Annotated in this window: 25 protein-coding genes and 1 tRNA gene; 9 read left to right on the top strand and 17 right to left on the bottom strand. The window is 65.3% G+C overall.

Features of this window, described 5'->3' with window-relative positions; genetic code table 11:
• Nucleotides 1-5: 5 nt before the first annotated feature.
• From GO592_RS21245 to GO592_RS21235, 3 genes are all read right to left on the bottom strand, one after another.
• On the bottom strand, nt 6-1,478 hold the full coding sequence (locus GO592_RS21245; RefSeq protein WP_007300098.1) for an FAD-dependent oxidoreductase: 1,473 nt from the start codon (nt 1,476-1,478) through the stop codon (nt 6-8).
• 135 nt (nt 1,479-1,613) lie between these two features.
• Complete coding sequence (locus GO592_RS21240; protein WP_007300099.1) at nt 1,614-2,015, bottom strand: PPOX class F420-dependent oxidoreductase; 402 nt, start codon at nt 2,013-2,015, stop codon at nt 1,614-1,616.
• Nucleotides 2,016-2,055: 40 nt separating this feature from the next.
• The gene (locus GO592_RS21235; protein ID WP_007300100.1) at nt 2,056-3,231 is read right to left on the bottom strand and encodes an aminotransferase class V-fold PLP-dependent enzyme; all 1,176 of its coding nucleotides are present in this window, start codon (nt 3,229-3,231) and stop codon (nt 2,056-2,058) included.
• A gap of 145 nt (nt 3,232-3,376) precedes the next feature.
• On the opposite strand from GO592_RS21235, the gene egtA reads away from it, so the two are divergent.
• The 5 genes from egtA to GO592_RS21210 all read left to right on the top strand — a co-directional run bounded on the left by egtA (nt 3,377) and on the right by GO592_RS21210 (nt 8,170).
• Nucleotides 3,377-4,591: an ergothioneine biosynthesis glutamate--cysteine ligase EgtA gene (gene egtA, locus GO592_RS21230; RefSeq protein WP_007300101.1), complete on the top strand. Its 1,215-nt coding sequence runs from the start codon at nt 3,377-3,379 to the stop codon at nt 4,589-4,591.
• Nucleotides 4,591-5,895: an ergothioneine biosynthesis protein EgtB gene (gene egtB, locus GO592_RS21225; RefSeq protein WP_005255519.1), complete on the top strand. Its 1,305-nt coding sequence runs from the start codon at nt 4,591-4,593 to the stop codon at nt 5,893-5,895. Before egtA ends, egtB begins: the two co-directional genes overlap by 1 nt.
• A gap of 1 nt (nt 5,896) precedes the next feature.
• Entirely contained in the window at nt 5,897-6,643 is a 747-nt protein-coding gene (gene egtC, locus GO592_RS21220; RefSeq protein ID WP_039952740.1) for an ergothioneine biosynthesis protein EgtC, read from the top strand.
• Nucleotides 6,640-7,614 (top strand): L-histidine N(alpha)-methyltransferase, encoded by a 975-nt coding sequence (egtD, locus tag GO592_RS21215; RefSeq protein WP_007300103.1) that lies wholly within the window; start codon nt 6,640-6,642, stop codon nt 7,612-7,614. Before egtC ends, egtD begins: the two co-directional genes overlap by 4 nt.
• A gap of 70 nt (nt 7,615-7,684) precedes the next feature.
• Complete coding sequence (locus GO592_RS21210) at nt 7,685-8,170, top strand: hypothetical protein (protein ID WP_005574296.1); 486 nt, start codon at nt 7,685-7,687, stop codon at nt 8,168-8,170.
• An 85-nt stretch (nt 8,171-8,255) separates the two neighbouring features.
• Here GO592_RS21210 and GO592_RS21205 read toward each other — a convergent pair whose 3' ends face one another.
• The 8 genes from GO592_RS21205 to GO592_RS21170 all read right to left on the bottom strand — a co-directional run bounded on the left by GO592_RS21205 (nt 8,256) and on the right by GO592_RS21170 (nt 14,695).
• Entirely contained in the window at nt 8,256-8,834 is a 579-nt protein-coding gene (locus GO592_RS21205) for a TetR/AcrR family transcriptional regulator (RefSeq protein ID WP_007300104.1), read from the bottom strand.
• The gene (locus GO592_RS21200; RefSeq protein WP_007300105.1) at nt 8,831-10,051 is read right to left on the bottom strand and encodes a cytochrome P450; all 1,221 of its coding nucleotides are present in this window, start codon (nt 10,049-10,051) and stop codon (nt 8,831-8,833) included. The genes GO592_RS21205 and GO592_RS21200 overlap by 4 nt, the downstream gene beginning before the upstream one ends.
• A 54-nt stretch (nt 10,052-10,105) precedes the next feature.
• On the bottom strand, nt 10,106-10,492 hold the full coding sequence (locus GO592_RS21195; RefSeq protein WP_005255557.1) for a hypothetical protein: 387 nt from the start codon (nt 10,490-10,492) through the stop codon (nt 10,106-10,108).
• Between the two features lie 43 nt (nt 10,493-10,535).
• Nucleotides 10,536-11,099, bottom strand: coding sequence for a hypothetical protein (locus GO592_RS21190; RefSeq protein WP_007300106.1), 564 nt, complete (start codon nt 11,097-11,099; stop codon nt 10,536-10,538).
• Nucleotides 11,100-11,363: 264 nt separating this feature from the next.
• Nucleotides 11,364-11,999, bottom strand: coding sequence for a DUF2461 domain-containing protein (locus GO592_RS21185; RefSeq protein WP_007300107.1), 636 nt, complete (start codon nt 11,997-11,999; stop codon nt 11,364-11,366).
• Between the two features lie 70 nt (nt 12,000-12,069).
• The gene (locus tag GO592_RS21180; RefSeq protein WP_005238800.1) at nt 12,070-13,050 is read right to left on the bottom strand and encodes a ribose-phosphate diphosphokinase; all 981 of its coding nucleotides are present in this window, start codon (nt 13,048-13,050) and stop codon (nt 12,070-12,072) included.
• Nucleotides 13,047-14,549: a bifunctional UDP-N-acetylglucosamine diphosphorylase/glucosamine-1-phosphate N-acetyltransferase GlmU gene (gene glmU / locus GO592_RS21175; protein WP_039952684.1), complete on the bottom strand. Its 1,503-nt coding sequence runs from the start codon at nt 14,547-14,549 to the stop codon at nt 13,047-13,049. Before glmU ends, GO592_RS21180 begins: the two co-directional genes overlap by 4 nt.
• Nucleotides 14,550-14,624: 75 nt before the next feature.
• A tRNA-Gln gene (locus GO592_RS21170) sits at nt 14,625-14,695 on the bottom strand.
• Nucleotides 14,696-14,933: 238 nt separating this feature from the next.
• Between GO592_RS21170 and GO592_RS21165 the strand changes: the two genes are divergently transcribed.
• Complete coding sequence (locus GO592_RS21165) at nt 14,934-15,548, top strand: TetR/AcrR family transcriptional regulator (RefSeq protein ID WP_206031502.1); 615 nt, start codon at nt 14,934-14,936, stop codon at nt 15,546-15,548.
• A 114-nt stretch (nt 15,549-15,662) separates the two neighbouring features.
• Entirely contained in the window at nt 15,663-16,304 is a 642-nt protein-coding gene (locus tag GO592_RS21160; RefSeq protein ID WP_037203446.1) for a ScbR family autoregulator-binding transcription factor, read from the top strand.
• A 23-nt stretch (nt 16,305-16,327) separates the two neighbouring features.
• On the opposite strand, the gene GO592_RS21155 is transcribed toward GO592_RS21160, so the two are convergent.
• Nucleotides 16,328-17,704, bottom strand: coding sequence for a glutamate-1-semialdehyde 2,1-aminomutase (locus GO592_RS21155; protein WP_007300110.1), 1,377 nt, complete (start codon nt 17,702-17,704; stop codon nt 16,328-16,330).
• A gap of 247 nt (nt 17,705-17,951) precedes the next feature.
• Here GO592_RS21155 and GO592_RS21150 point away from each other — a divergent pair, with 247 nt between their 5' ends.
• Nucleotides 17,952-19,376: a polysaccharide pyruvyl transferase family protein gene (locus tag GO592_RS21150; RefSeq protein ID WP_005568645.1), complete on the top strand. Its 1,425-nt coding sequence runs from the start codon at nt 17,952-17,954 to the stop codon at nt 19,374-19,376.
• On the opposite strand, the gene GO592_RS21145 is transcribed toward GO592_RS21150, so the two are convergent.
• Nucleotides 19,318-20,016 carry a GNAT family N-acetyltransferase gene (locus GO592_RS21145; protein ID WP_082325022.1) on the bottom strand — a complete coding sequence of 233 codons (699 nt, stop codon included), beginning with the start codon at nt 20,014-20,016 and terminating at the stop codon, nt 19,318-19,320. The genes GO592_RS21150 and GO592_RS21145 overlap by 59 nt on opposite strands.
• Nucleotides 20,017-20,304: 288 nt before the next feature.
• On the opposite strand from GO592_RS21145, the gene GO592_RS21140 reads away from it, so the two are divergent.
• Nucleotides 20,305-21,417 (top strand): glycosyltransferase, encoded by a 1,113-nt coding sequence (locus GO592_RS21140; protein WP_007300111.1) that lies wholly within the window; start codon nt 20,305-20,307, stop codon nt 21,415-21,417.
• Nucleotides 21,418-21,441: 24 nt separating this feature from the next.
• On the opposite strand, the gene GO592_RS21135 is transcribed toward GO592_RS21140, so the two are convergent.
• The 4 genes from GO592_RS21135 to GO592_RS21120 are packed head-to-tail and all read right to left on the bottom strand — an operon-like array spanning nt 21,442 to nt 26,514.
• Nucleotides 21,442-22,059, bottom strand: coding sequence for a YdcF family protein (locus GO592_RS21135; RefSeq protein WP_039952690.1), 618 nt, complete (start codon nt 22,057-22,059; stop codon nt 21,442-21,444).
• 2 nt (nt 22,060-22,061) lie between these two features.
• On the bottom strand, nt 22,062-23,426 hold the full coding sequence (locus tag GO592_RS21130; RefSeq protein WP_005568639.1) for a glycosyl hydrolase family 28-related protein: 1,365 nt from the start codon (nt 23,424-23,426) through the stop codon (nt 22,062-22,064).
• Nucleotides 23,423-24,817 (bottom strand): polysaccharide biosynthesis tyrosine autokinase, encoded by a 1,395-nt coding sequence (locus tag GO592_RS21125; RefSeq protein ID WP_005568637.1) that lies wholly within the window; start codon nt 24,815-24,817, stop codon nt 23,423-23,425. The genes GO592_RS21130 and GO592_RS21125 overlap by 4 nt, the downstream gene beginning before the upstream one ends.
• A 5-nt stretch (nt 24,818-24,822) precedes the next feature.
• Nucleotides 24,823-26,514 (bottom strand): hypothetical protein, encoded by a 1,692-nt coding sequence (locus GO592_RS21120; RefSeq protein ID WP_202714947.1) that lies wholly within the window; start codon nt 26,512-26,514, stop codon nt 24,823-24,825.
• Nucleotides 26,515-26,525: the final 11 nt, after the last annotated feature.

Genomic DNA, 26,525 nt, shown 5'->3' with positions numbered 1-26,525 from the left:
TCCGGTCAGGCGCGCGTCGCCGCACTGATTCCGGCGCGGCGGCCGTAGAAGCTGCCGTCGCCGAGGGAGGTGCCGCTGGCGTAGCCGCCGGCGCACACACCGGACGTGCACCGTCCCGCCGCGAAGAGGCCGGGAATCGGTTCGCCGGAGACGTGCAGTACCTCGGAGTTCACGGTCGTCCGCAGGCCGCCGAGCGTGAAGCCGAGGGTGAACCCGCGCAGGTCGAGTGCCGCGACGGGGGTGCCGATCGGCTTCACCCACTCGGACTTCTTGTGCAGCAGCGGGTCCGATCCTTCGGCGGCGTGCGTGTTGTAGACCTCGACGGTCGACTGCAGTGCGCCGGCGGGCAGGCCCATGTCCGATTCGAGTTCCTCGACGGTCTCCGCCGCCCACTTCGGTTGGACGCGCAGGAACGGCGTGGCCGTGGTGGCGGCCGCGCCCTCCTCGTAGGACGCCTCGTCGATGATGAGGAACGCCTGGTTGTCCTGGTGGAACAGGGTCATCTGGCCGATCCGCCCGGAGTACGTGTCCTCCGGCACGTAGCGCTGCCCCCGGCCGTTGACCAGGATGCCGCGGACGATCAACTGGGGGTCGCAGACGAACGCGACCTCGGTGGCGTCCATGTGGGCGAGATCGGCACCGAGGGCCTGCGCCATGAGGATCGACCGTCCGTCGTGCTCCTCGATGGCGGCGCCGGGGCGGCCGATGAGCCGCGGCGCGTGGGCCTCGATCATCTTGTCGTTGTAGGCGAAGCTGCCGGTGGCGAGGACGACGCCGCGGCGCGCCCGCACGGCCACCTCCTTGCCGTACTGCTTGGCGACGATCCCGACGACGCGACCGGTGTCGTCCGTGACGAGCGTCTGGACGCGCATGTCGTATTCGGCTCGGACCCCGAGCTTTTCGGCGGTCTCGACGAGCGGCTTCATCAGCATGTAGCCACCGCCCTTCTCGCCGGTCCGCTTGCCGTCCATCTGCGGAACGTGGCCGCGAGGTGCGGGAGTCGCGATCTCGTTGAAGGGTGCCGCGTTCTCGCCGCCGGAGTACATGAGTCCGTCGTCGAACGGGGGCTCCCAGCCGGGTTCGCCCCAGAAGCTCTCCTTGAACGGGACACCACAGTTGACGAGCCAGTTGTAGTGTTCGACGCTGCCCTCGCAGTAGTCGGTGATCTTCTCCTCGTCGGCACCCGGGCCGAGGGCCGCCATCATGAACGTCTTCATGTTCTCGGGCGAGTCGTCGAACCCGCACGCCTTCTGCAACGGCGTGCCTCCGCCGAGGTAGATGAAGCCGCCCGCGAGAGCGGCGGCACCGCCCCAGCCGCTGGTGCGTTCGAGGACCAGGACGTCGGCGCCGGCGCGCGCCGCCTCGATGGAGGCGGACACACCGGCGATGCCGTAACCCGCGACCACGACATCGGCCTCGTAGTCCCACTCGGTGACCGTTGCTGCGGACCGGGGGCGGATCGGTGTGGCGTCGACCATGGGTGGAAGTCCTCTCGGGCGGTCACAGGCGAAGTGTGACGTGGGTTACCCTCAAACTGTAACCTGTTCCAAAACCCGATTCGGTGGATCTCCCGGTCAGTGGGACGCCGCGCTCGGAGGTCGGCGAGCGCCCGGCTATCCGGGCATGTCCGTCACGCCGGACAGCTCGTAGTGCAGCGTCGACGTGCGTGCCAGCCGGTGCGCGAGATGCACCCCGATCCGCTGCACCACGGGATACTTCTCGTCGATCAGGGCGCCCGCGGCCCGCGCCTCCTCACCGGACAGCAGTCGCGCCGTGGCCTGCGCCGGACCGGTCGGCTTGCCGGACCACGTGCACGGGCGGATCCGGACGTCGGGAAAATTGCGTAGCCGCTTGTTCTTGGACGCCCGTCCCGGGGTCCGGAAGTATGCCCGATCGCCCTGCACGGCGAAGTTGACCGGAGTGTCCACCCACAAGCCGTCGCGTCTGCGCGTCTGCAACTGCACGACCTTCTCCGCGGCGAAGCGCGGCAGCGCCGGTGATCCCTGGTCCGTCATCGCGAAGTCCTGATACTCGGGTGAGTTCCAGCGTACTGCCCTAGTTCGCGAGTGTCCGCACCTCCGCGAGGAACCGGTCGAGGTCGTCCGGGGAGCAGAAGTAGTGCGGCGACGCCCGCACCACGGCATCCAGTCCGCGGGCGCTCATGTCCAGCAGCGTCGATCCACGCAGGCTGGCCGTGACCGTGACGTTGCGGGCGGCCAGCTGTTTCCGGACGTCGCCGGGATCGAACCCGTCGACGGTGAACGAGACGATTCCGCAGCGGCGGGCGCCGAGGTCGCGCACGGTGACACCGGGGATCGCCGCGAGCCCCGACCGGAGGTGCTCCGCCCCGGCAGCAACGACCGCCTCGACCTCGTCCACCCCGAGGTCGAGGAGATAGTCGGCCGCCACTCCGAGTCCGAGGCGCGCGGCGACGTCGCATTCCCAGAATTCGAACCGGCTGGCGTCGGTGGCGAGCCGGTACGCATCGGCTGCGGTCCACTCCGCGCTGTGCAGGTCGAGAGCGGCCGGCTCGAGCGTCGCGGCCAGTTCCGGCCGGACGTACAGGAAGCCGGTGCCCCGCGGTGCACGAAGCCATTTGCGGCCCGTGGCGGAGAGCGCGTCGACGCCCAGTTCGCCCACTTCGAGCGCGATCTGACCGACTGACTGGCACGCGTCGAGCAGTACGAGCGCGCCGTGCGAGTGTGTCAGCTCCGTCACCTCGCGGACAGGGTTGACCAGACCGCCGTTGGTGGGCACGTGCACGAGGGACACGAGACGGACCCGGTCGTCGAGAAGCGTCTCGAGGGCGGCCACGTCGATCTGGCCCGCCGGGTCGCTGGGGATCACGTCGACCGTCGCGCCCACGGACCGGGCCCGTTGCAGGACGGCGATGGCGTTGCTGGCGTACTCGACCTCCGAAATCAGCACTCGGTCACCGGCCCGGAGCGGGACGGCATGGAAGAAGTCGTTCCAGGCGGTGGTGGCACTGTCCACCAGGGCGATGCCGTCGGCGCTCGCCCCGATCAGCCGGCCCAGGGACGACTTGACGGCGGCGAGATCGTCGGCCCGTTCGGCGGCCGCGACGTAGCCGCCCACGTCGGCTTCCCGGCGCAGGTGCGCGAACACGGCGTCCAGGACCGGGGTCGGCGGAAGCGAGGAGCCCGCGCTGTCGAGGAACACCTTGTCGAGGCAGCCCGGGGTGTCCCGTCGCGCCTGCTCGAGGTCGAGCATGTCCGATACCTCCCTTTCGCGGTGAATGGACTCGAACGTACCTGTGCAGGTTCCTCGAAAAGTATGCCGTTGAGGCGTGCATCGACGGCCGAGGCGCTCTAATGTCGATAACGACGTTCAGGCGGCGCCCGAAGGGGAGGGTCGAATGGCTACTGCAGTTCAGTCCGTCGAGGCAACGTGTTTCACGTCGCGGCCGGCGGCGGAGGCGTACCTGGGTGGTGTGTGCTTCAAACTTGGGCCGCCGCAGCTGATCGGCGCGGAATTGGAGTGGCTGACCGCGCAACTGCCGGAAATCGTGCGCCCCGACCTCGCCGCTCTCGCTGAAGCTCTCGGGCCGCACACTCCCAGAACCATCGATCCCTCTTCTCCTGCTCAGCCCCTTCCCGGTGGCAGCGTCGTCACGGTCGAACCCGGCGGACAGATCGAACTGTCCAGCGCCCCCTATTACTCCGCACGCGAATTGTGCGACTATCTCGCCGCCGATCAGGCGGTTCTCGCGGACCTGTTGTCGTCCCAATCGATCCTCATGTCGTCCGAGGCCGCGGACACCCGCCGGCCCGCGCAGCGTCTCCTCCAATCGCCGCGGTACTGCGCGATGGAATCCCACTTCACCGGCATCGGGCCCTTCGGGAAACTGATGATGTGCAACACCGCCGCAACGCAGATCAGCGTGGACGCCGGGGCCGATCCGGTTGCGGTGGAGAAGCGGTGGCACCTGCTCCATGCCATCGGTCCTGCATTGATCGCGGCCTTCGCGTGTTCGCCGCGGCTCTACGGGGTACCCGACGGGCAATGGGCATCGCAGCGGATGCGAACGTGGCTCGAACTCGATTCGCCGCGCACCACCGGAACCCCGCACATCGCGGACTATGCGGGGTGGGTACTGGACGTGCCGCTGCTGTGCATCCGCAACGACGGAACGGACTGGACTGCGCCCGACGGTGCAACTTTCGCCGACTGGGTCGAGGGCGCGCTGGACGACGTGATCGGACGCCCGATGCCCGCCGACCTCGACTACCATCTCACCACCCTGTTTCCGCCCGTTCGTGCGGCCGGTCATCTCGAGGTGCGCTACCTCGACGCGCAACCCGGTGACCAGTGGCGGGTTCCCATCGCGGCGATCGACGCGCTGCTGTCGGGTCCGGGTGCCATGACCGAGGCGCTCGACGCGGCGCTGCCCACCGCCGAACGCTGGCGGGACGCGGCCGAGTTCGGTCTGGCCGACCTCGAACTGCGCGCTGCGGCAACATCTCTGCTTTCGCTGGCGGCGGCGTACTCGCCCGACCCCGAGTTCGTCAGACTGCTCGATGCCGCTGCCGAGCGATGTTGCCGGGGCCAGGCACCGAGCGGGGAACGCTGATGGGTACCCGCGAGAAGATCGAGACGGTGTTGACACGGGCGCGGGAGCGCACCGCCGGGTTGACGGACTGCGTGGACGGGGAAGACCTCGTCGCGCAGCATTCGCCGTTGATGAGCCCGCTCGTGTGGGATCTCGCGCACATCGGCAATCAGGAAGAGTTGTGGCTCGTGCGGGATGTCGGGGGCCGGGAACCGGTCCGCCGCGATATCGACGAATTGTACGACGCATTCAAACATTCGAGGAACTCCCGGCCGTCCCTGCCGCTACTGAACCCGGACGAGGCGAGGGAATACATACGAACTGTTCGAGACAAGGCGTGGGACGTGCTCGACCGCAGCACGTTCCGGGGCCGGCCGCTCGAGGAGAACGGATTCGCGTTCGGCATGATCGCGCAGCACGAGCAGCAGCACGCCGAAACGATGCTCGCCACCCATCAACTGCGCACCGGTGCAGCAGTACTGGCCGCGGAGAGCGCGCCGCGTGTCGGCGGGGCGATGGACGAGGACGAAGTGGTCATTCCCTCCGGCGAATTCACGATGGGGACGTCGGACGATCCGTGGGCACTCGACAACGAGAGGTCCGCGCACCCCGTGCACGTCCCGGCGTTCGTGATCGACGCCGTCCCCGTCACCAACGGCCGCTACCTCGAGTTCATGGACGACGGTGGTTACGCACGTCCCGAATTGTGGAGTGAGCGGGGATGGGCGCACCGCCTCGAAGCGGGGCTGGACGCTCCCCAGTTCTGGGAGAACGACGGCTGCGGAACGTGGTGGCGACGGCGGTTCGGGGTCACCGAGCCGATCCATCTCCAGGAACCGGTCGTGCACGTCTGCTTCTTCGAGGCCGAGGCGTTCGCGCGCTGGGACGGCAAGAGGCTTCCGACCGAAGCCGAATGGGAGAAGGCCGCGCGATGGGACCCGTTCACCGGCCGGTCGCGCCGATTCCCCTGGGGTGACGACGAACCCGACGCCTCGCTGGCCAACCTCGGGCAGCACCACCTCGGACCCGCGGTGGTCGGGGCATACCCGTCGGGGGCGTCCCCGCTCGGCGTCCATCAACTGATCGGCGACGTGTGGGAGTGGACGTCGTCGCCCTTCGAGCCCTATCCCGGTTTCTCGGCGTTCCCGTACCGCGAGTACTCGGAGGTGTTCTACGGCGGCGACTACCGCGTGCTGCGCGGCGGTTCGTTCGGCACCGATCCGGTGGCATGCCGTGGGACGTTCCGCAACTGGGACCACCCGATCCGCAGGCAGATCTTCTCCGGATTCCGCTGTGCCCGGGACCTTCCGGGAGACGACCGCTGAGATGTGCCGACACCTGGGCTATCTGGGACCGGAGCAGTCGGTGGGCGACCTCCTGAGTCGCGGCGAGAACTCGCTACTGCGCCAGTCCTACGCGCCACACGACATGAGGGGTGGCGGAACCATCAACGCCGACGGATTCGGTGTGGGGTGGTGGGGAACGGACGGCTTCTCCCGCTACCGCAGTGCTCAGCCGCTGTGGTCCGACCCCGTCGTGCGAGAGACGTTGCCGAACATCCGCTCCCGCGCGGTGATGGCCGCTGCGCGGTCGGCGACGGTCGGGATGCCCGTGCAGCACACGGCCTGTGCACCGTTCTCCGACGAGACCTGGGCCTTCAGCCACAACGGGGTGGTGCGCGGGTGGCCGGAGTCGCTCGGCGCGCTCGCCGCGGAGCTACCCGTGAGCGATCTGCTGCAACTCGAGGCACCGACCGACTCGGCCGCGTTGTGGCTGCTCCTGCGCCGGGCACTCGGCGAGCAGGACCCCGAGAAGGCGATGAGTGCGCTCGTGCAGGACGTCGTCGCCGCGGCCCCGAACTCGCGAGTGAATCTGCTGCTGGGCAACGGCAGCGAACTGTGGGCCACCACCTGGCATCACTCGCTGTCGGCGCTCGTCGACGACGAGCGGGCCATCCTGATGTCCGAACCCTACGACGACAACCCCGCATGGCAATCGATTCCGGACCGGCACTTCGTCAGCGCACGCCCCGGACACCTGATCGTCATCCCGCTCGAGATGGGAGCACGATGACCACCACACCGACACTCGAGGTGTACCTGCAGCCCGAGCAGCTGAAGGCCGCTCTGCGCAAGGACGCCACCGTCGGGCTCACGTCGAACCCGAAATGGCTGCCTCCCAAATACTTCTACGACGCCCGCGGGAGCGAGCTGTTCGAGCGGATCACCGCGTTGCCTGAATACTTCCCGACGCGTACCGAACGGGAACTGCTCAGACGGTATTCGGGGGAGATCGCCGAGGTCGCGGCGCCGGAGATTCTCGTCGAACTCGGATCCGGGTCGTCGGAGAAGACACGGCTGCTGCTGGGCGCCGGCACGCGGCACGGAAGCCTCCATACGTACGTACCGCAGGACGTGTCGGTGTCCGCGCTCGAGAGCGCGGCGGAGCAGATCGGTGTGGAGTTCCCGAATCTGACCGTGCGCGGCGTCGTCAGCGACTTCACCGAGTCGCTGCACCACCTGCCACGCGGTGGCCGCCGCACGATCGCGTTCCTCGGTGGCACCCTCGGAAACATGGTGCCCGCCGAGCGGGCGGAGTTCCTCTCCGGGATCGCCGACGTCCTCGAGCCGGGGGAGCACCTGCTCCTCGGGGTCGGACTGGTCACCGATCCCGCCGTCCTCGTGCCCGCCTACGACGACGCGGCCGGGGTGACCGCCGAGTTCAACCGTAACGTGCTGCGGGTCCTCAACACACAGCTCGACGCCGATTTCCCGGTGGACGAGTTCCGGCACGTCGCGCTGTGGGACGCCGACAACGAGTGGATCGAGATGCGGCTCGAAGCCGAGCGTGCCATGTCGGTCCGCGTGGGCGAGCTGGATCTGGACGTGGAATTCACCGAGGGTGAGCAGCTGCGGACGGAAATCTCCGCCAAGTTCACCCTCGACGGCATCCGACGGGAGTTGGCGGAGGCGGGATTCGACGTCGACCGCACCTGGACCGATCCCGACGACCGCTTCGCGCTGGTGTGCGCCGCGCGGAACTGACCCATGTGAGTGGCATTGTGTGCCCGCGCACGCGGTGGCACTCATATGCAGCGACAAGGAAAGGGTAAGTATGGCAACGAGGATCAGACGTCTCGGCACGCTCGTCGGCACGTGCGCCGCTGCTGTGGCCTTCACGACTGCGTCCGCCGGCATCGCTTCTGCCGTCCCCGATCCGGTGTCGGTGACGACGACGGCGTTCCAGGTTCCGTTCACCGGTGTCATCGGAGACCCGTTCCCGTTCGCCACGGTGTCGCTGGCCGCGTCCACCGGTGCGAACCCGGGGCCGGGTGTCGTGCGGTTGTCCGCGACGAGCATGTGCCCGGCGTTCACCCCGAACGCGAACTGCACGACGTACGCGTTTGCCACCACGATTCGGTGGCTCAATCTCAGTACCGGCGTGACGGGGACGGCCACCGTGCCGTCGGGCTCCTTCGGGGTGCCTGGACAGGAACCGGTCGTCGACGTGCCGACGGGATCGGGGCATGTGACGGCGACCGTCCTCGGCGCCTCGTCGGGCACGATCGTGCCGGGCCTGGGTTACTTCTTCGTTCCCTGACCGTCGCCGATTTCGCCTCGGACGAACGGGACGCTCGTTGCGTCAGATCGAACGAGCGTCCCGTTCGTTCGGGCGGTGGCAGGTGTCAGGCGCGTCCGGAGTCGTGCTGGGCGATCGTGGGCGCGACGAACTGCTCGAGCATCGTGCGTTCGTCGGCGTCGTCGACGCCCGGCACGGTGAGCAGGGAGACGATGATCCGGACGAGCCACCGTGCCTTCCTTACCGTCTCCTCCCCGGAGAACCCCGCCTGCCCCAGGAAGGCGGTGCCCAGCGACTCGATGACGTCCGACGAGTGGGCGATCTGCGCGGCGAGTCCGGAGTCGCCGAGCTGGAACCAGGCGGCCAGAGTCGGGTCGGCGCGCACCAGCCGGATCGCGGCCAGCATCGCGTCCACGATCACGTCCTTGGGGTCGCCGACCCCGGACACCTCCTCCGCGACCAGCGCGCCGATGCGCCGGGCCTCGCGGTGGACGAACGCCAGCTGCAACGACTGCCTGCTGTCGAAGTAGCGGTACAGCGTGGCGCGGGAACATCCGGCCGCCCGGGCGACCTCGGCCATACCGACGGCGGCGATGCCGTTCTCGACGTACAGCTGGGCCGCGACGTCGAGGATTCGCTCGGCGGCGAGGCGGGGGCGTTCGTCCCGCATCCAGTCGGCAGTCATGCTTCACGCACCCGGAACGGGACGCTAGTCGGGCGGCGCACGTAGTTGCCGTCCGCGTAGACGACGGCGTCGATGTCGACGGTGAAGTCGGGGCAGCGGGCCAGCAGTTCCTCGAGCGCGATCCGCGCCTGCATCCGTGCTGCGGCCGCACCCAGGCAGTGGTGGGCCCCGTGGCTGAACGTGAGGATCTGCTTCGGACTGCGACGCACGTCCAGGACCTCGGAATCCGGTCCGAACCGGCGCGGATCGCGGTTCGCGGAGCCGTACAGCAGAAGCACCTTCCGTCCCTCGGGAACGACGGTGCCGTCGATCTCGACGTCGCGGGTCACCGTGCGGGCGAGGCCCTGGACGGGGGCCGTGAGACGCAGCAATTCCTCGACGGCGTCGCCGATGAGCTCCGGATGTTCGATCAGATCGCGGCGCTGATCCCGGTGCTCGGTGAGCAACTGGACTGCGCCGCCGAGCATCCCGGTGGTGGTGTCGTTGCCGCCGGTGACCATCGTGAACGCGAAACCGAGGATGGAGAGCAGCCCGGTGACGTCGCCGTCGGCTCCCATTCCGCCCGAGACGAGGTGTGAGATCGTGTCGTCTCCGGGGTCGGTGCGCCGCCGCTCGATCAGTCCGGCGAAGTAGCCCATCAGATCCGTGACCGCACTCGTCGCCTGCAGCGTGTCGCCCTGCGCATTCGCCGCGACGATGGCCTCGGTCCAGCCGTCGAACTGCGCTCGGTCTTCTTCGGGGACACCGAGGTAGTGGGCGACGACCATGCTCGGCAACGGCTTGAACAGTTCGTTCACCACATCGCCCTCACCTGTCTCCCGCAGTCGTTCGATGCGCTCCACCACGAACGCCCGGACGTCCGGATCGACGGCGGTGACCTGCCGTGGGGTGAATCCCTTCGACACGAGGCGGCGGAACGCGGTGTGGTCGGGCGGGTCGAGCATCACCAGTGGCGGATTGTCCTGCAGGCCGATCTTCTCCAGCTCGCCGTATGTCGTGGTGAGGCCGGCTGCGGAGGAGAACGTCTCGGCGTCCCGGGCCGCTGCGTAGACGTCGGCGTGCCGGGACAGCACCCAGTAGTCGTTCCCGGGTGCGTCCTCGGGGACGACGTGATGGACGGGGTCGTGGTCGCGCAGGTCTGCGTACATCTGCCACGGGGCCCGCCACGATTGCCCGGACCTCGGCACGAACGAGACGCTCGACACATGTGCGGTCATGTACCGATAGTGAGACACATTCCACAATGTGTCAATGGTGCGGCTGGCACTCCTCTAGCCGAACAGGGCGAACGCCACGACGGCGAGGATCAGGACGAGTACCGGTGTGAGGATGAGCAGCAACCCGAGCAGTCCAGGATTCTTCACCGGCCGATGGTCGATGGCGCCCTTGCTGAAACTGCTGAACGGCGACGCGTAATACACCGGCGGAGCCGGGTGGTACCGGTTGTCGACGGTGATCTGCGCCCTGCCCTGCTCCCAGATCCACGGGACCGAGATCTGGATGTGGTGCACGCCCGGCGGTGCCGGAATTTCGTTGTGTCCCCACCGGAGCGGCACGGGATACCCGTTGATGCGCGCATTGGGGGTCACCAGCATCGGGCCCATCGGCGGTTTCTTCGCGTCGATGACGAGCGCGGTGGGTGAGGAGGCGGGCTGCACGAAGGGCGACAGTATCACCCTGCGGCAGCCCGAAACGGATGGCCTACTGGCCGGCCGCGATCCGGGCCTTCTCCAGCGCTGCGAGGGTGCGGAGCACGGTGGCGCGCTGCTTCTCGAGGTCGCTGATCCGGGCACGCGCGGCCAGTCCGGCGGGCTCACCGATCAGGTTCATCTGGGCATCGATGGCCGAGAGTTGATCGAGCAGTCCCGTGACGCGGGATTCGAGTGCGGCGACGTCGACGGCGTCGGTGCGCACCGGTGCCACCGGCGGCGTGGCGGACGTGCGGGACGTGCTCGGGCGGGTCGACGCGGTGGTCGACGACGTTCCGGAATGGGAGGTGCTGCGCGGCTCCGACACCACACTGGCCGCCCGGGGACGAAGGGCCCTGCGCACGGCGGCCGGGTCCGGGAGTTCCGCGAGCTTCATCTCGTTGAGTTCGCGACGCGCATCGCGGGCGTTGACCCGGTGCTCACGCTCTTCGTCGTCGTCCGACTGCAACGTGCCGCCGAGCGGACGCAGACCGTACATACCCAGGAAGCGGCGGGCCTCGTCGATGACCGATTCCTTCTCGCGGCAAGTGCCACAGCGAGGTTCGTTACGGAACATTTCGACTGCGTTGTCGTCTCCGCACCACACGCACGCCCCCGGCGACCAACGCCGGACGTTTCGAATTGCAGCGATATCGATAGGGCCGGAGAGAGTCTGCGCGTCGATCACGACGAGCCACAGTAGGGGAATTCGAGCGTGCGAGTCACATCGCCGTAAGTACGACCTGCGGTTCTGCGGCCAAGCGTGACGAAGATCATGCCGATGCTCGCAAACTGCTCCGCAAACGCTGTGTGCCACACGTGTTTTCCCGACCGGTAAGTTTCATTCTCCGGCACCGATGACGGTGGTCAGCCAGTCGACGAGCGGCCGCATCGAACGCCAGGCGGTGCGCACTTCGTCAGCGGCGCGGGGAGTTTCGATCCACTCGGGGGAGAGGTAGCTCCGGCTGGCGGTGAGCGACTTGTGACGCATCAGGTCGAGTCGCGGATGGTCCTCGGCGACGCCGCGGGGACGGGTCTTGAGTGTGTCGCCGCCGATCTCGAATCCCGACGACCGGACCTTCTTCACGAGCCGGACGAGTTCGCGGCCCTTGCGGTCGTCGTCGACGGCGTCACGGAAACGCCCGACCTGGACCGGGGTATGCGAATAGAAGCCGCCCGCGACGAACAGTCCGGCGGCGTCGATCTGCACGTAGTAGCCCACGCCGGGGCGGGTTTCGACGAATCCGCCCTGATGGGTCTTGTAGGGCGTCTTGTCCTTCGAGAACCGGACGTCGCGGTAGGGGCGAAACACCTTGCCCGCGCCGAACTCCGATTCGAGTTCCGCGAGCAGGGCGGTCATGGGTGCGCGCACAGAGTCGTCGTAGACGGATTTGTGCGCGGTCCAGAAGCTCTTGCTGTTGTCGGCCTCGAGGTCCTCGTAGAAGTCGAGAGCAGCGGTGGGGATCCCGGTGAACACAGGGAAAGGCTACGCCTGTGAGTGGTTGACGAGTGTCTGGACTCGTCAACCACTCACGGGTGCGAAGCACTTAGGCGTTGCCGTTGAACAGCGACGTGACCGAGCCGTTCTCGAAAACTTCCTTGATGGTGCGAGCCAGCAGTGGTGCGATGGACAGCACCGTCAGGGTCGGGAATTTCTTCGACTCGTCGATCGGGAGCGTGTTGGTGACGATGACTTCCTTGGCACCACACGCGGCGAGGCGCTCGGCTGCCGGATCGGACAGGACACCGTGGGTGGCGGCGATGATCACGTCGCCCGCGCCGGCCTCCTTGAGGATCTTCACGGCGCCGGCGATGGTTCCACCGGTGTCGATCATGTCGTCGATCAGGATGCAGGTGTGGCCTTCGACGTCACCGACGACGCGGTTGGACTTCACCTGGTTGGGCACCAGCGGGTCGCGCGTCTTGTGGATGAACGCCAGCGGCGCGCCGCCGAGGGTGTCGGCCCACTTCTCGGCGACCCGGACGCGACCGGAGTCGGGGGAGACGACGGCGATGTTCTCGGTGCCGTAATTGCCGCGGATGTACTCGGCGAGCTGCCCCTGGGCGTGCATGTGGTCGACGGGGCCGTCGAAGAAGCCCTGGATCTGGTCGGTGTGGAGGTCGACCGTGATGATGCGGTCGGCGCCGGCCGTCTTGAGGAGATCGGCGATCAGGCGAGCCGAGATGGGCTCACGGCCGCGGTGCTTCTTGTCCTGGCGTGCGTAGGGGTAGAACGGCAGGATCGCGGTGATGCGCTTGGCCGATCCGCGCTTGAGCGCGTCGATCATGATCAGCTGTTCCATCACCCACGTGTTCAGCGGGGCCGGGTGGCTCTGCAGCACGAAGGCGTCGGAGCCGCGGACCGACTCCTCGAAACGGACGAAGATCTCGCCGTTCGCGAAGTCACGGGCAGTCTGCGGGGTGACCCGCACGTCGAGTTCCTTCGCTACCTGTTCGGCCAGCTCCGGATGCGCGCGACCAGAAAAAAGCATGAGGTTCTTCTGGTTGTCGATCCAATTCGCGGTCACTGCTCTATGCCATCCTTTAAATCTTGCTTCTCGGTTTCGTGCAGATCTGAACTGTGGTGCGGTCCCGCGGCGGCTGCCGCCTCGGCGGCGGCGGTACCGGGCCGATTTCGTTGCACCCAGCCGTCAATATTGCGCTGCTTCCCGCCGGAGACCGCGAGTGCCCCCGGTGGTACGTCGAAACGCAGCACCGTGCCGGCGCCGGTGTAAGCACCGTCACCGACCTGTACCGGAGCGACGAACATGGTGTCCGATCCGGTCCGGACGTGTGACCCCACCACCGTACGGCTCTTGGTGACGCCGTCGTAATTGACGAACACGCTCGACGCACCGATGTTGCTGTACTCGCCGATCGTGGCGTCGCCCACGTAGGTCAGGTGAGGAACTTTGGAGTGCGCTCCGATGTCGGCGTTCTTCGTCTCGACGAATGCGCCGAGCTTGCCGGACGCACCGAGGACGGTGCCGGGACGCAGGTAGGAGAACGGGCCGACGGTGGCGCCTTCGCCGATCGTCGATTCCGCGCCGTGGGTGCGCACCACGCTGGCGCCTCCGCCGACCGTCACGTCGGTGAGTGTGGTGTCGGGACCGATCACGGCGTCCTCGCCGACGGCGGTGGTGCCGAGCAGCTGCACTCCCGGATGGATGGTGACGTCGCGAGCGAGCGTGACGCCGACATCGATCCACGTGGTCGTCGGATCGACGACGGTGACGCCGGCCCGCATCCAGTTCTCGACGGTGCGGCGGTTGAGTTCGGCGGCCAGCCTCGACAGCTGGACGCGATCGTTGGCGCCCGCGACCTTCGCGGAGTCGGACAGGTGGGCGGCGAAGACGGGTGCACCGGCCTCGCGGGCGATCTTGACGACGTCGGTCAGGTACAGCTCACCCTGCGCGTTGTTCGCGTTGAGCTGCCCGAGCGCGGAGCGGAGGAACTCGGCGTCGAACGCGTACACACCCGCATTGACCTCGGTGATGGCCGACTGCTCTTCTGTGGCGTCGGCCTCTTCCACGATCTCGGCGATCTCACCGTCGTGGGGCAGTCTGACGATCCGCCCGTAGCCCGTGGGCTCCGGGGCGGTGAACGTCAGTACCGTGACCGCCGCGGGCGTGGGTTCGCTGCGGTGCTCGTCGACGAGAGCGTGCAGGGTGCGGCCGTCGAGCAGCGGGACGTCCGCGGCGGTGACCAGCACGGTCCCGCGGAAATCGGCGGGCAGAGCGGACAGGCCGCATTCGACGGCGTGCCCGGTGCCGTTCTGCTCTTCCTGGACGGCGATTGTGATCGGACGGCCCAGTTCGGCCTCGAGGGCAGTGACGGCGGCTCCGACGCGTTCCTTGTCGTGCCCGACGACGGTGACGAGGTGTGCCGGATCGACCTCCGAGGCGGCGTGCAGGGAATGCGCGAGCATCGTGCGTCCGCCCAGGGTGTGCAACACCTTGGGGATCTTCGACCGCATCCGAGTTCCCGCGCCGGCGGCGAGGACGACCACGGCGGTCTGCACTGGCATGAAGCTCCCTCTGGATCGTTCCGCTCTTGCTGTTCTCGACAGCTCCGCCTGCAGGAATCAGCTCCGCAGGCTCCGCTCCGCCGCCAGGACTCGAACCTGAACTATCTGAACCAAAATCAGAGGTGCTGCCATTACACTACGGCGGATTGCCACACACACGGGGTGTCACGCCCGTTTGCGCGAGAGAATCCTCGCATGCCGACCCGCCGCCCGTCGAACCGCTGCGGAAATTTGTCTCGAACGTCCCGATAGAGTGGGTGCTACCTGCAGTGTTTCGACGCTGCCCGCGGCACTTCGTCGTCGCGAGTGTCAGGAAAGGATGGTGCCTCGGTGCCCCGACCCACGGACGTGGACGCGACCCCCGAGAGGGCGGTCCGCACCCGGATGACCGGTACGCAACGCCGGGAGCAGTTGATCGAGATCGGCCGCGCCCTGTTCGCCGAGCGAGGCTATGAGGCGACGTCGATCGAGGAGATCGCACAGCGGGCGCACGTCTCCAAGCCTGTCGTCTACGAACACTTCGGCGGCAAGGAGGGCCTCTATGCCGTGGTCGTGGATCGGGAGATGTCGCGGCTGCTGGAGATGGTGACGTCCTCGCTGAAGCAGAACCGCTCCCGGGTCCGGGTCGAGCGGGTGGCGCTGGCGCTGCTGACCTATGTGGAGGAGCACACCGACGGATTCCGCATCCTCGTCCGCGACTCTCCGGTGGCGGCACCGGACGGCACGTACTCGAGCCTGCTCAACGAGGCCATCGGTCAGGTCGGGCACATCCTCGCCGGCGATTTTTCGCGGCGTGGCTTCAATCCGGATCTTGCCCTGCTGTACGCGCAGGCACTGGTCGGAATGGTGTCCACCACCGCGACGTGGTGGCTGGACGAGCGGACACCGCCGAAGGAAGTCGTCGCCGCGCATCTGGTCAACCTGTGCTGGAACGGGTTGACCAATCTCGAGGCGGATCCGCAGCTGGGCACGGATCGGCCCCGCACGACACCTCAGTGAACGTGTTCTCGTTTTCCGACTCGCGGTTCAACTTCACCAGGGCTGCGCCTGTCAAGTGCTAGGGTTCGCTGGAGTTTGCGCGCCCCGTCGGGGGGGTTGTTCGGGAGGCAGTCGATGGCGAGACAGGTTCGAGCAGAGGTAACTCGGGCGTCGGTCCTGATGGCGGCGGCCGACGTATTCTTACGCCTCGGGTACGCCAACGCGGGTCTCAACGAGATCATCGAGCAGTCCGGTGTGACCAAAGGTGCGTTGTACTTCCACTTCAGTTCCAAGGAAGACCTGGCCCGCGGTGTCATCGACGAGGGACAGATCCGGCTCACCGCCGGAATGACGTCCGTCAGTGACGGGCCGACGCCGGCACTCGAAGCGCTCGTCGCCCTGTCCTATGTGGCGATCGAGGCAGCGAGTTCCGATCCGATCGTCGCGGCGATGTTGCGACTGCAGCACGAGATCGGTGACTACCAGGGGACGCACGGCAACGTGGTGGCCTCGTGGCAGCAGGGTTTCGAACGACTTGTCGCACGCGCGGTCGAGGAGGGCGACATTCTCGCGGAAGACGACGTCTCCACGGGAACACTGTCCACGTTCCTGCTCGGGTCGCTGCTGGGCGCCCATGTGGTCGCGACCGCGACAGGAGCCTTCGACGATCTTCCGCGTCGGATGGAACGGGTCTGGTACTTCATTCTTCCCGGGCTTGTCGAGCCGTCGAAGCTCGTGTACTTCCGGCAGTTCGCCTCGCGCCGCCTGCTGCGCTGAGTGCGTTTCCGGCGGCTGCACGATCAGTCCGATGTATCGATCCGGCGGGGTGCCGCATAACGGCGCAGGGCGGGGGCGACAGGGCGTCCGCGGAGGAATCCTGTCACGCCGCCGGATTCGATTGCTCTACTGTAGATTTCGAGTGCGCGATGGACTACTTCCAGAGTGAGATCGACGTCGGCCGTGCGGTGCGCGGCAGACGTGACAAACGATTGGCACAGAACGCCACCTGACAACAGTTCTTGTAGGAAGAGCGTCCGGAATTCCTGTGATGGCTGACGGTTCAGGTCACGCGTGACGAAAATCAGGCATGAAGGCCGGCCGATCACCTGGACGTAGTCCGCAATCCCCATATCTGCAGCGGCTGCGCTGACTCCCTCAGCGATACGCCTGCCGGACTGCTCCATGCGCGAAATCGGATCCTCGGTAGCGTAGGCGTGTACGACTGCGCGGAAAGCCGCGAGCGCTCCGCATTCGGGTCCATGTGTGGTGGACAGCAGAAAGACCCGGTCGTGGTCCGTGTTCAGGCCGCCGAACTCCATGTACTCGCGTTTACCCGCGAGGGCTGAAATCGGGAAGCCGTTACCCATCGCTTTACCCCAGCACGACAAGTCGGGTGTGACCGCGTACTCCGTTTGTGCGCCGCCCGGCGACCATCGGAATCCTGTGATCATCTCATCGAAGATGAGAAGGGCTCCGCGCTCGTCGCAGAGTAACCGAACGGCGTCGAGGTATCCGGGTACCGGCTCAGCTGTAGCGGTGGCCGCCTCCATGACGACACAGGCCACCCGGTGTGGATTCTCGTCGAACACCGAGACAAGTGAGTTGAGGTCATTGAATCGGAATCCGCGTGTCTTGGCAGCAACATCGGAGGGCACGCCGCTGTTCATTGCGGTTGTGCCGATGAACCAGTCGTCCACGGAGAAGAACGGTTGATCGCAGACCGCAACCAGCTCTCGTCCCGTCACAGCCCGCGCGAGGCGGACCGCTGCCGTGGTGGCGTCGGACCCGTTCTTGGCAAACTTCACCATGTCTGCGCCGGAAACGAGTTGGAGAAAGTCCTCGGCCGCGTGCAATTCGAGTTCAGTCGGTCGGCTGAAGTTCGTACCGTGGGCGATGGCCTCGCACACGGCGTCGACAACGGGGGGGTATCCGTGTCCCAGTGTCACGGACCGGAGGCCCATGCCGTATTCGACGAAGCTGTTCCCATCCACATCCCACACGCGGGCGCCCTTCCCGCGGACAAGTACGGGCGCCATGAAGTCCGGGTATTGGTCGGGACCGCGCGCATAGGTGTGCGCACCGCCCGGCACAAGTTTGTTCAGCCGTGCCTGCAGCTCGTTCGAGCGAGAAAAGGAGCGACTGACGGTGTCGTCTGTGAGGGGCATGGCGACCTCCATGGCTCGGAGATGCATCGCGACGTAATTGTGCCACCCAGTAGGTCGATTGTTGTGCTGATCGGGAGAAACGGGCCAACCAAGTGCTGGACGTGGATCTCGAAGTAGCGGGCGCGGACCGTGGTGTTGAGGAAAGGGTTGCGGTATCGTCGAATCGACCTCTACCTGCCCCTTCGGTCAGGGCTGACATGGTGCCACATGCTCGGGGGTCGGTGACCTCCTCGCGCGAATGAGTGTCCGAAGGGCCGATATGGAGAATCGCGAATCCCGCGCGACGCCGGTCGGCGGATCCAACATCCGTGTCCTCGTGGAAAACGGCGAATACTGGCTGAACAACAAAGGTGACCTGGCGATTCTCAACGTCACGGTGCGCAGGATTACCGAGAGATGGCCCAACGCCGCAATCGGTGTACTCACCGACAGATCGTCACTGTTGAAGGCTTATGAGCCGAACGCGGAGCCGATTCGGTATCAGCGAGGCGGCGATTGGCCGAGAAGGCGCGGTTGGGGTGGATTGGCAGGCCGTTTCGGCCCCGAGGCGGCGGGGCCGTTGCTCAGGGGATGGGAAGCCGCGGCGGCCGCACCCGCGTCTGTCGTGCGGCGGGCACGTCGCGTCGTCCTTCGCGGGGGCGAGGGCGATGGTACGAACGGTGAGTCCGACGCGAGGACAACGAATTCGGAACGGTTGCTACTGAGTCGTGACGGTGGACGGCTGCCGAATGCCATCGACGGCGCATCTTTGGTGCTCGCGATCGGCGGTGGGTACCTTACCGATATCGATCGGTTCCAGACAGAGCGCACACTCGATTTGCTCGAGTACGCAACGAATCATCGAATTCCTACCGCGATGGTCGGGCAGGGGATTGGCCCGATTCACGACCCCGGGGTGCTGGAACACGCCGCCCGGGTGCTTCCCCGGGTCGATTTCATCGCGCTGCGCGAAGGACTACGGGGCCCAGAACTCTTGCACTCCCTCGGTGTTCCGCCCGAACGTGTCGTGGTTACCGGGGACGACGCGGTGGAACTCGGCTATTCGACTCGGCGCAGGGATCTCGGCACGGACATCGGCGTCTGTCTCAGAGTCGCGGAATACTCTCCGGTCGGAGACGAGATGCAGAAGGTGCTGGGGCGCGTCATTCGGGGCGTGGCCACCGAATCCGGTGCCGGACTGGTTCCGCTGATCGTATCCGAGCATGATTCCGAAGACCGTCGCTCGACGATGCCACTCCTCGCCGGGTTCCCCGACGTGGTACCGCCACTAGGTCGTTTTGCGAGTGCGCGATCACTCTCGCGCCGGATCGGGCGATGCCGGATAATCGTCACGGGTGCTTACCACGTCGCAGTCTTCGCCCTGTCGCAAGGAATTCCTGTTGTCGGGCTGTCGACCTCACGGTACTACGACGACAAGTTCGAGGGCCTGGCCGCGATGTTCGACGCCGGACTCGAGTTGGTAAGGCTGGACGGGGAAGACTTCGACGACCGGCTTCGCCGTGCGATGCGCAGCACATGGTTGCGCGCGCCGGAACTGAGGGCTGGATTGCTCAGTCGGGCGGTGAACCAGATCGAAGCGAGCAGAGCTGCGTTCGACCGTGCCGCGCAGCTTGTCAAGGGTGACATCACGACGCGGTCGAATTCGAATCCCGGGCCGACTTGGCCGCCCACATCGTCGACGTGATTGCCCACAGGTCGTGATCTTTGCGTCGACCGCCGACGTCGAGGTAACTGGCCATCGTGCCCTCTCGCTGCATCCCGGCCTGTTGTACGAGCCGGGTGGCCTGTCGGTTGTCGACGCAGACGGGAGCGGTGACCCGGCGCAATCCGAGTATGTCGAATACGTACTCTGCGAGGAGGTTCGCAGCTGCCAGCGCGATTCCCTGTCCGGTGAGCGAAGAATCGATCCACACGCCGACTTCTGCGCTCTTTGCTCCCCAGTCGATGTGCTCCATGTTGAACTGACCGGCGAATCGGCCTTCGACCTCGATTACCAGCGGCAGTGCCCGGCCTGCGCGGGCCTCCTTACGCATGTGTAGAAATTCGTCTACCCAGGCCCCCTCGGTGTGGCGCCGAGACCAGGATTTCGGGGACGACACCCAGAACGGTTCGATCAAGTGTTGATCCCGTAGCCGTAGGGTTTGCCACGCCGAGGCATCCGAAAGCCTGGGCGAGCGAAGAGCAACGCGATGCTCGGCCGACGTCACAGGGCCCAACCGGATTCCAGCGCTGGGTACATGGTGGGATCCGATCCGATGCCGGTAGGGCCTCGAATAGAGCTTGCCAGCCGCGACGAGAACCACCAATGATCGTGGAGGCTTCATGCTTTCACCTCTGGCCAGCAAGCCTGACTGAAGCAGTCGATCTGCCACGCCAGACGACGACGGTGGAGAGCTTGGAGTAAGCCTACCCGAACCGAGGTCCCGAAAACATGGGGGAAGGCAGATCATGCGAACCTGGATAAAGGTACCGCTACCTGCATGAATGCGATTTTTCGCTGAAATCGGGCTGGTATTGTAGGCGGTGTTGGTCGACGGGTCGCCGGCGCAGATCGGAAAGAAGGTGTGTAGCGTGATTTCCTCCGCCGCAAGCATCGTCCAACGAGGTGCTCGATGATCACTCCCCGCGTCGCGCTCGTTCACGAGCGATTTACGGAAGTCGCCGGTTCGGAGCACGTTGTCGAACAGTTGTCGGCACAATGGCCTGATGCGCGCGTACTTGTTCCGGTCGCGCGTCCGCAAGGGATTCCGTCGGGACTGCGGACGGTGCCGGAGACCACTTGGCTCAATCAGTTGTACCGACTCGGTGGCGAACGCTCCTATGCGCCGTTGCTGCCGTTGATGCCGAATGCCTTCCGGCGAATGGATATCGGAGACGCTGCTGCAGTGATCATCAGTCATCACGCATTTGCGACCCAGGCCGTGTTCTCGACATCCGCCGCCACAATCGCGTATGTGCACAGCCCGGCGCGCTGGGCGTGGGACGCATCGCTCCGTGAGGGTGAAGCAGGCGGGAGAGCCGGCGCTGCCGCATTGAGGATGCTCGCGTCGACAGCTCGACGTGCCGAGCTCGCTGCAGCTCCGCTGTTGACTGAACTAGTCGCGAATTCGACTACTGTCGCACAGCGCATCAGGCAGTGGTGGGGCCGCGATGCGGTCGTGGTTCATCCGCCTGTCGACACCGATGCATTCACGCCCGACCCCGGTACCCGCAGGGAGGACTTCTTCCTGGTCGCAGGGCGTCTTGTGCCTTACAAGAGGCCCGATTTGGCAATTCTCGCCGCGAACACCGCCGGGGTGCCCCTCGTGGTTACGGGGGACGGCCGCAGCCTCGAATATTGCCGCAGCATAGCGGGGCCCACAGTTGTCTTCCTCGGGCACGTATCGCATGCGCAGCTGTTGAATCTGCTGCGCCGGACTCGTGCGCTGCTCATGCCCGGTGTAGAGGATTTCGGAATAGTCCCGGTGGAAGCCATGGCCTGCGGCACGCCGGTGATTGCGCTCGGCAGAGGTGGTGCACTCGACAGCGTGGTGCCGCATGTGACGGGCCAATTCGTCTCCGGCGTTCTCGACGAAGAGATAGTGGCTGGTTTCGTGAACTCGATACGCGCGTTCGACGGCTCGATCTATGACGCGGCTGCAATCCGTCGACACGCCGAGCTGTTTTCTCATAGCATCTTTCGGCGCAGAATGCAGGCAGTTGTCGATGGCGTGCTGGCGTCGTGACCGAGTTACACGGTGATGGGTATTTCAACACCCTCGATCGGTTAAGGCATTGAGGTACCCGGCGGATTGGCGGATGTACATTCCTGCCCAGAAGAGCAGCCCGGACGGGCTCGGGCTTGCGACCATGGTCAGCTCGCCGTCGAAGCACTTTTCGACTATGTACCTCGCGCGCGAGAGATGGGGCGTGAAGGTCACGACGATGATGTGATGCCACCCTTGCTGGGTGGCGCGGCGCCCTATCTCCTGGGCTTCTCCCTTTGTGGTCCACGGATCGGGCTCGAAGCAACTCACCACGAAGTCGAAGTGGCCATGGCAGTACTTGTCCATCGTCCTGTCGCCACTCCCGACGGAGTTCGAGATGACGAGTTGTGGTGCGTATCCGCGCTCTGCCAATTCGACGCCGATGTCGAAACGCTCGTATGGAGTTCCACCGAGAACCACAATGGCGTCCGCTGTTCTCAATGGGTCGATCTGCGGACGTACGTAGACTGGCCAGCCTGCCGCAGCAATTGCGGTGAGAGCAGAGAAGAGGACGACGAGCGTCCACAGTGCACGCTTGAACCGGGCCGGTGCCTTGGCGGAGTGCGCACATTCAGGTTGTCGGCCCGAGCGTGGTTCGGGGTCGCGAGGCGAGCGGCGCATGTCTAGCCAGTCGGTCGGCGCCTACCGAGCGGTGAGGTCTTCACACTGCCATCGGTCGAGACCGTGAGTCTCCAGTAGTTGTCGCCCGAATCCTTCAGCACGACTCCGCTGTCGGCTCGGTCGACGATCCACTCTCCGGTCGACAGAACCGCGGAAAGTACTGCACCATTGGGGGATTGCGCCTGCAGGAGGTCGGCACTGCCAATGCCTGCGCGAGTAATCACGGTTCCTACGAAGGTAACTCCACTTACCTGCCCGCGACCAGTCACGCTCCACCCTTCAGGGAACGATTTCGGATCGATGTCGGAAGCTGTGCTGGAGAGCAGATTGACGGCGGTGCCGTCCGGACACCCCTCGGAATCGACGCGGACTTCGATTGCCGGCCGCTGGGTATCCGAATCGAACTGGACGTTGGCAAGGTAGGGCTGCCGGCAATACACCAGGTCCATGCACACCGAGCGTGCTGCGACCTTGCAGTTGACCAGGCCGAATTGCGCGGGCCCCCCACGATCGCGATTCCCGATCGACAGGGCGATGTCGGCGCCCTCGAACCAGACATTCGTCAACCACCAATCGTTTGCCGCTCCGTCGATCAACACGTGCTTGTCCGTGGTGTTCGGATCGGTGTCGGATACGAACTCGACGTTGACCATTGACAGCCCGGCACTGTGATCATTTCCCGTCCCCAGCACTCCGACGTAATTGCTCGTGAACTTCGAAGAGGTGACGTAGTTCTGAATGCATCTGGTTGTGAGTCCGATTCCGAAGTTGTTGACATCGCAATTGATGAACGCAGTGCCACCCGTGTTCTGGTCGAGTATGACCCCTCGCTGTTGTGTGAACTCGGGATAGTTGGTACTGACGTGTCCGCCGCGGAGTACGACGGAATCGAACGAGCATCTGAAGCACTCGGACAGGGACACCGCCGCGCCGGTTGCGCCGGTCACGTAGATCCCCAGGCGCTTGAAACTCACCCGGTGCTTTCCTCGAAGTGCGATCAGTGGCCCGTCCCCGGCGTAACCGATGGTTGTGACGTCGCTGCCGTCTCCGATGACAGCGGCGTAGTCGGGCAGGTCGGGCCATGCGGTGACGCGGTAGGCACCGGCGGGCAGGTAGAGAACCAGGGGCCCGTCGCCGACCGCACAAGCGGTGGCGATCGCCGTCGTGTCATCGGCCTTGCCATCGCCGACAGCCCCGAAATCCCGCACGTTGCGCGCGGAGGGGACATCGGAGACATGTGGCGAGGTGAACTCGACAGTCGGTTCCTCGGCCGATGACGAGCACGCGGCAGCCGCCAGCGGTAGTGCTGCTGCGACACCCAGTGAACGAGCCAGCAACCGCCGCCGATTCAGGACATCGTCGGTCACCGGTCCGCCTCGAGTGTGTCTGCCGTTGCATCGAGGACGATCGCGGGTTCCTCCTTCTGCGATTCCGTGTCGGTAATCCGTGTGCGGAGTGGTCCGCTGTTCGGCCTGCGAATCATCTTGCGAAGCCAGTTGACGTGCTTCTTCGATATTGCTACGGCTCCGACCATCCGGGAGCCACCTTGATCGAACGTCGCCAGTGCGCCGAGTACCTGCGGTGACGTGGATCTCCCCATTTCGACGACAGCGACTGTGCCGTCGCAATGCCCGGAGAGCGTAAGTGCGTCGGCGGCAGATCCGACCGGGGCGGCGTCGATGACGACGTAGTCGAAGTCGCTACGGAGTGCGGATACGATTTGCGTGAGGCGCTCGGATGCGAGCAGGTCACTTGTTTGATCGTCGACAGATCCGAGGGCCAGCACGCTGATCCCGGTGTCAGCGCATGTCGACAACTCGTCGATGGGGGACGACGTCGTGCGCAGGAGGTCTGCGAGGCCCGAGTCGGACACGGGAAGATCGTTGGAGATCCCACTTCCCGTGGTATCCGCATCGATCAACACGACCCGCCGACCGCTGTCGGCGAATGCCTTCGCAAGTATGACCGAGACATCCGGTTGTGAACGTGCCGACAGACTTGTGAGCATCACTGTCATCCCATTGTCGCCACCTCCCGCCTGGATCAATCGAGTGCGCAGTCGGCGAGCCTCCCCGACAGCACCGGGTTCCCCGATATCGAGAATGGCGAGAACGGGGACCGGCAGAATTTCACCGAGTTCATGCGATGTCCGGATCGTGCGGTCCATGCGGTCTTTCACGAGTGCCGCCAAACAGCCGAGCACCAATCCGGCGAGAAGGCCGATACCGAGCAGCCGCCGCGAGTTGGGTCCATTGATCGCGGTGGGATCTGTGGCCGGATCGACGACCGAAACCCTCGCAGCAGGAGCCGCGTCGGTCTGGATGGTCTCCAATTCGTCTATCAGCCTTCGGAACTGAGAGACCACGGCGTCGGTCAACATGACGGCACCCTCGGCTGTCGAATCGGTGACCGTGACGTCCAGCAGCGCGGTGGCCGGGGGGAATGAGGCGGTGATCTTGCCCTGCAGCTCGCCGGCAGACATCGGCAAACCGAGTTGGTCGACGACACGTTGAGCGACGTTGGAACTCGCGGCGAGGTTTACATATGACGTCACTCGCTGCTGGGCGGCAAGACCACCCTGGTATACGTCGTTCACCGACGTTCCGGTTGCCATCGTCACGTACAGTCGGCTGGTCGACTGATATGTGGTCGGTTGCATGGAGCTGTAGCCGGCGGCGCCCGCCACACAGAGAAGCGTGATCGCCGAGATGAGAATCCAGCGGCGGCGAGCAATGTGCCAATAGTCGATCAATCGCATGTCCTTCAACCTTTCGACAGCGCCGCGCCGACGAGTGCAATTTCCCCTTGCGGCGGTTCCTGCGGTTCCTGCGGTTTCTGTTTCGAAGACCATTCAGTGCGTCTTCGGTGTTTTCCGACGAGCAGGTAGACAATCCAGACCAGAATGGCCACCTGAAGTGACTTTCCGAGGAGTTCCATGCTGCCCAGAATTCCCCGATCGAAGAAGGCTGGAGCTGCACGCGTTCTCCGTGGCCCGACCGTGAACGGCGGGGTGATCGCCGACTGCGCGGGCATGCCGATCGGCGAGAGGGACGTACCGCTCCAATTTTTCGACCGCGCCGCGCCGACGAGTGTGTGTGGCGGTTCCTGCGGTTTCTGTTTCGAAGACCCTTCACTTCGTCTTCGGTATTCTCCGACGAGCAGGTAGACAATCCAGACCAGAATGGCCACCTGAAGTGACTTTCCGAGGAGTTCCATGCTGCCCAGAATTCCCCGCTCGAAGAAGACGGGAACCTCGATCAGCATGAGACCCATAGAGATCGGGATGATGTTCCGTGAATGCAACGCACGCACTCCCGCCAGCACCAACGCGAAGGTGAAGACGACGCCGACGGCGACCCCGGGATACCCGCCGAGTACGAAACCCTCGTTGATGTTTCCCTCGGCCAGTGAGACGGACACCCTCGTCATGTCGACAGACGACCCGCGGACTTCGATTGCCCACGCGGTCCCGGACTGGAACTTCGAGGTCCCGAGAAGCTGTTCCGGCACCATGCTGATGAGCGCATGGTGTGTGACGTCCGACAGGTTGAGCCAAGGCCGTCCGCCCAGGTAGTAGCTGTCCGTCGCGGCCTCGAGCAGATCGAACCTGCGCAGGATGCTGAGGAAAGGCTGCATGGCTGCCGGATAGCTCGCATCAAGAATCTCGGACTGTGCTTTCGCGAGAGCGGATGCCTTGATGGCCTGCAGCCAGCCGAACGCGGCTATTCCCAGAACCGAGATCACCGCGATCGCGGCGACCTTGATCCTGGACCATCCGGTGAGTGCGAAGCGGACTGCAATCGCCAGCGCGGCGCCCATGATCGGTGTCTTCGATTCGATTGCGACAGTCCACATCAACTCCATGACAGTCAGCGCACCGATAACCGCAATGGTGGCCCTGCGATTGACCGGTCGGTAGAAGACGATCAGCCCGAGGGCGCCGATAACCGCCATCAGCGTCACGAAGCTGAGTATCGGGTTCGGGCTTTGTGTTTGTCCGGCAGAGGCGGTGGAACCTGTTGCGTACGATACAACTCGCCCGAGCACGCCGATCGCATAGATGGTCCAGAGTGTAGGAATCAGATTCGCGTCAACAGCGGAACGGACTGGAACGCACGCGTCACGGTCCCGCGCTGGGCGATGCCGGATCCAGACCGCATACGCCACAACGATGATCGCGTACACCCACAGCCCGAACACCACGGGTCGCAAGACCATCGCGATCCCATAGTCGTATCCAATCGTGGCCAGTCGCGGATCGGCGATGCTGTCGCCGAACCGTGGTTGCGGCCGCACCAGGAGAAGGACGATCGGACGCGCGACGTAGGACAGGCTCCAGTAGGCCGCCTGCGCGATGAGGAAGACACGTGCGATTCCGTGAACGTATGCAGCGGCGATGACGATTGTCGCCAGTGCTCCTATGACGAGCAATATCTGGAGTTCGGGATTGTTCATATATCGCGTTC

It is taken from the genome of Rhodococcus sp. 21391 (genome assembly GCF_016772255.1).
In the GTDB taxonomy this organism is placed as follows: domain Bacteria; phylum Actinomycetota; class Actinomycetes; order Mycobacteriales; family Mycobacteriaceae; genus Rhodococcus_F; species Rhodococcus_F opacus.
This window is presented reverse-complemented; position numbering and strand designations above follow the sequence as displayed.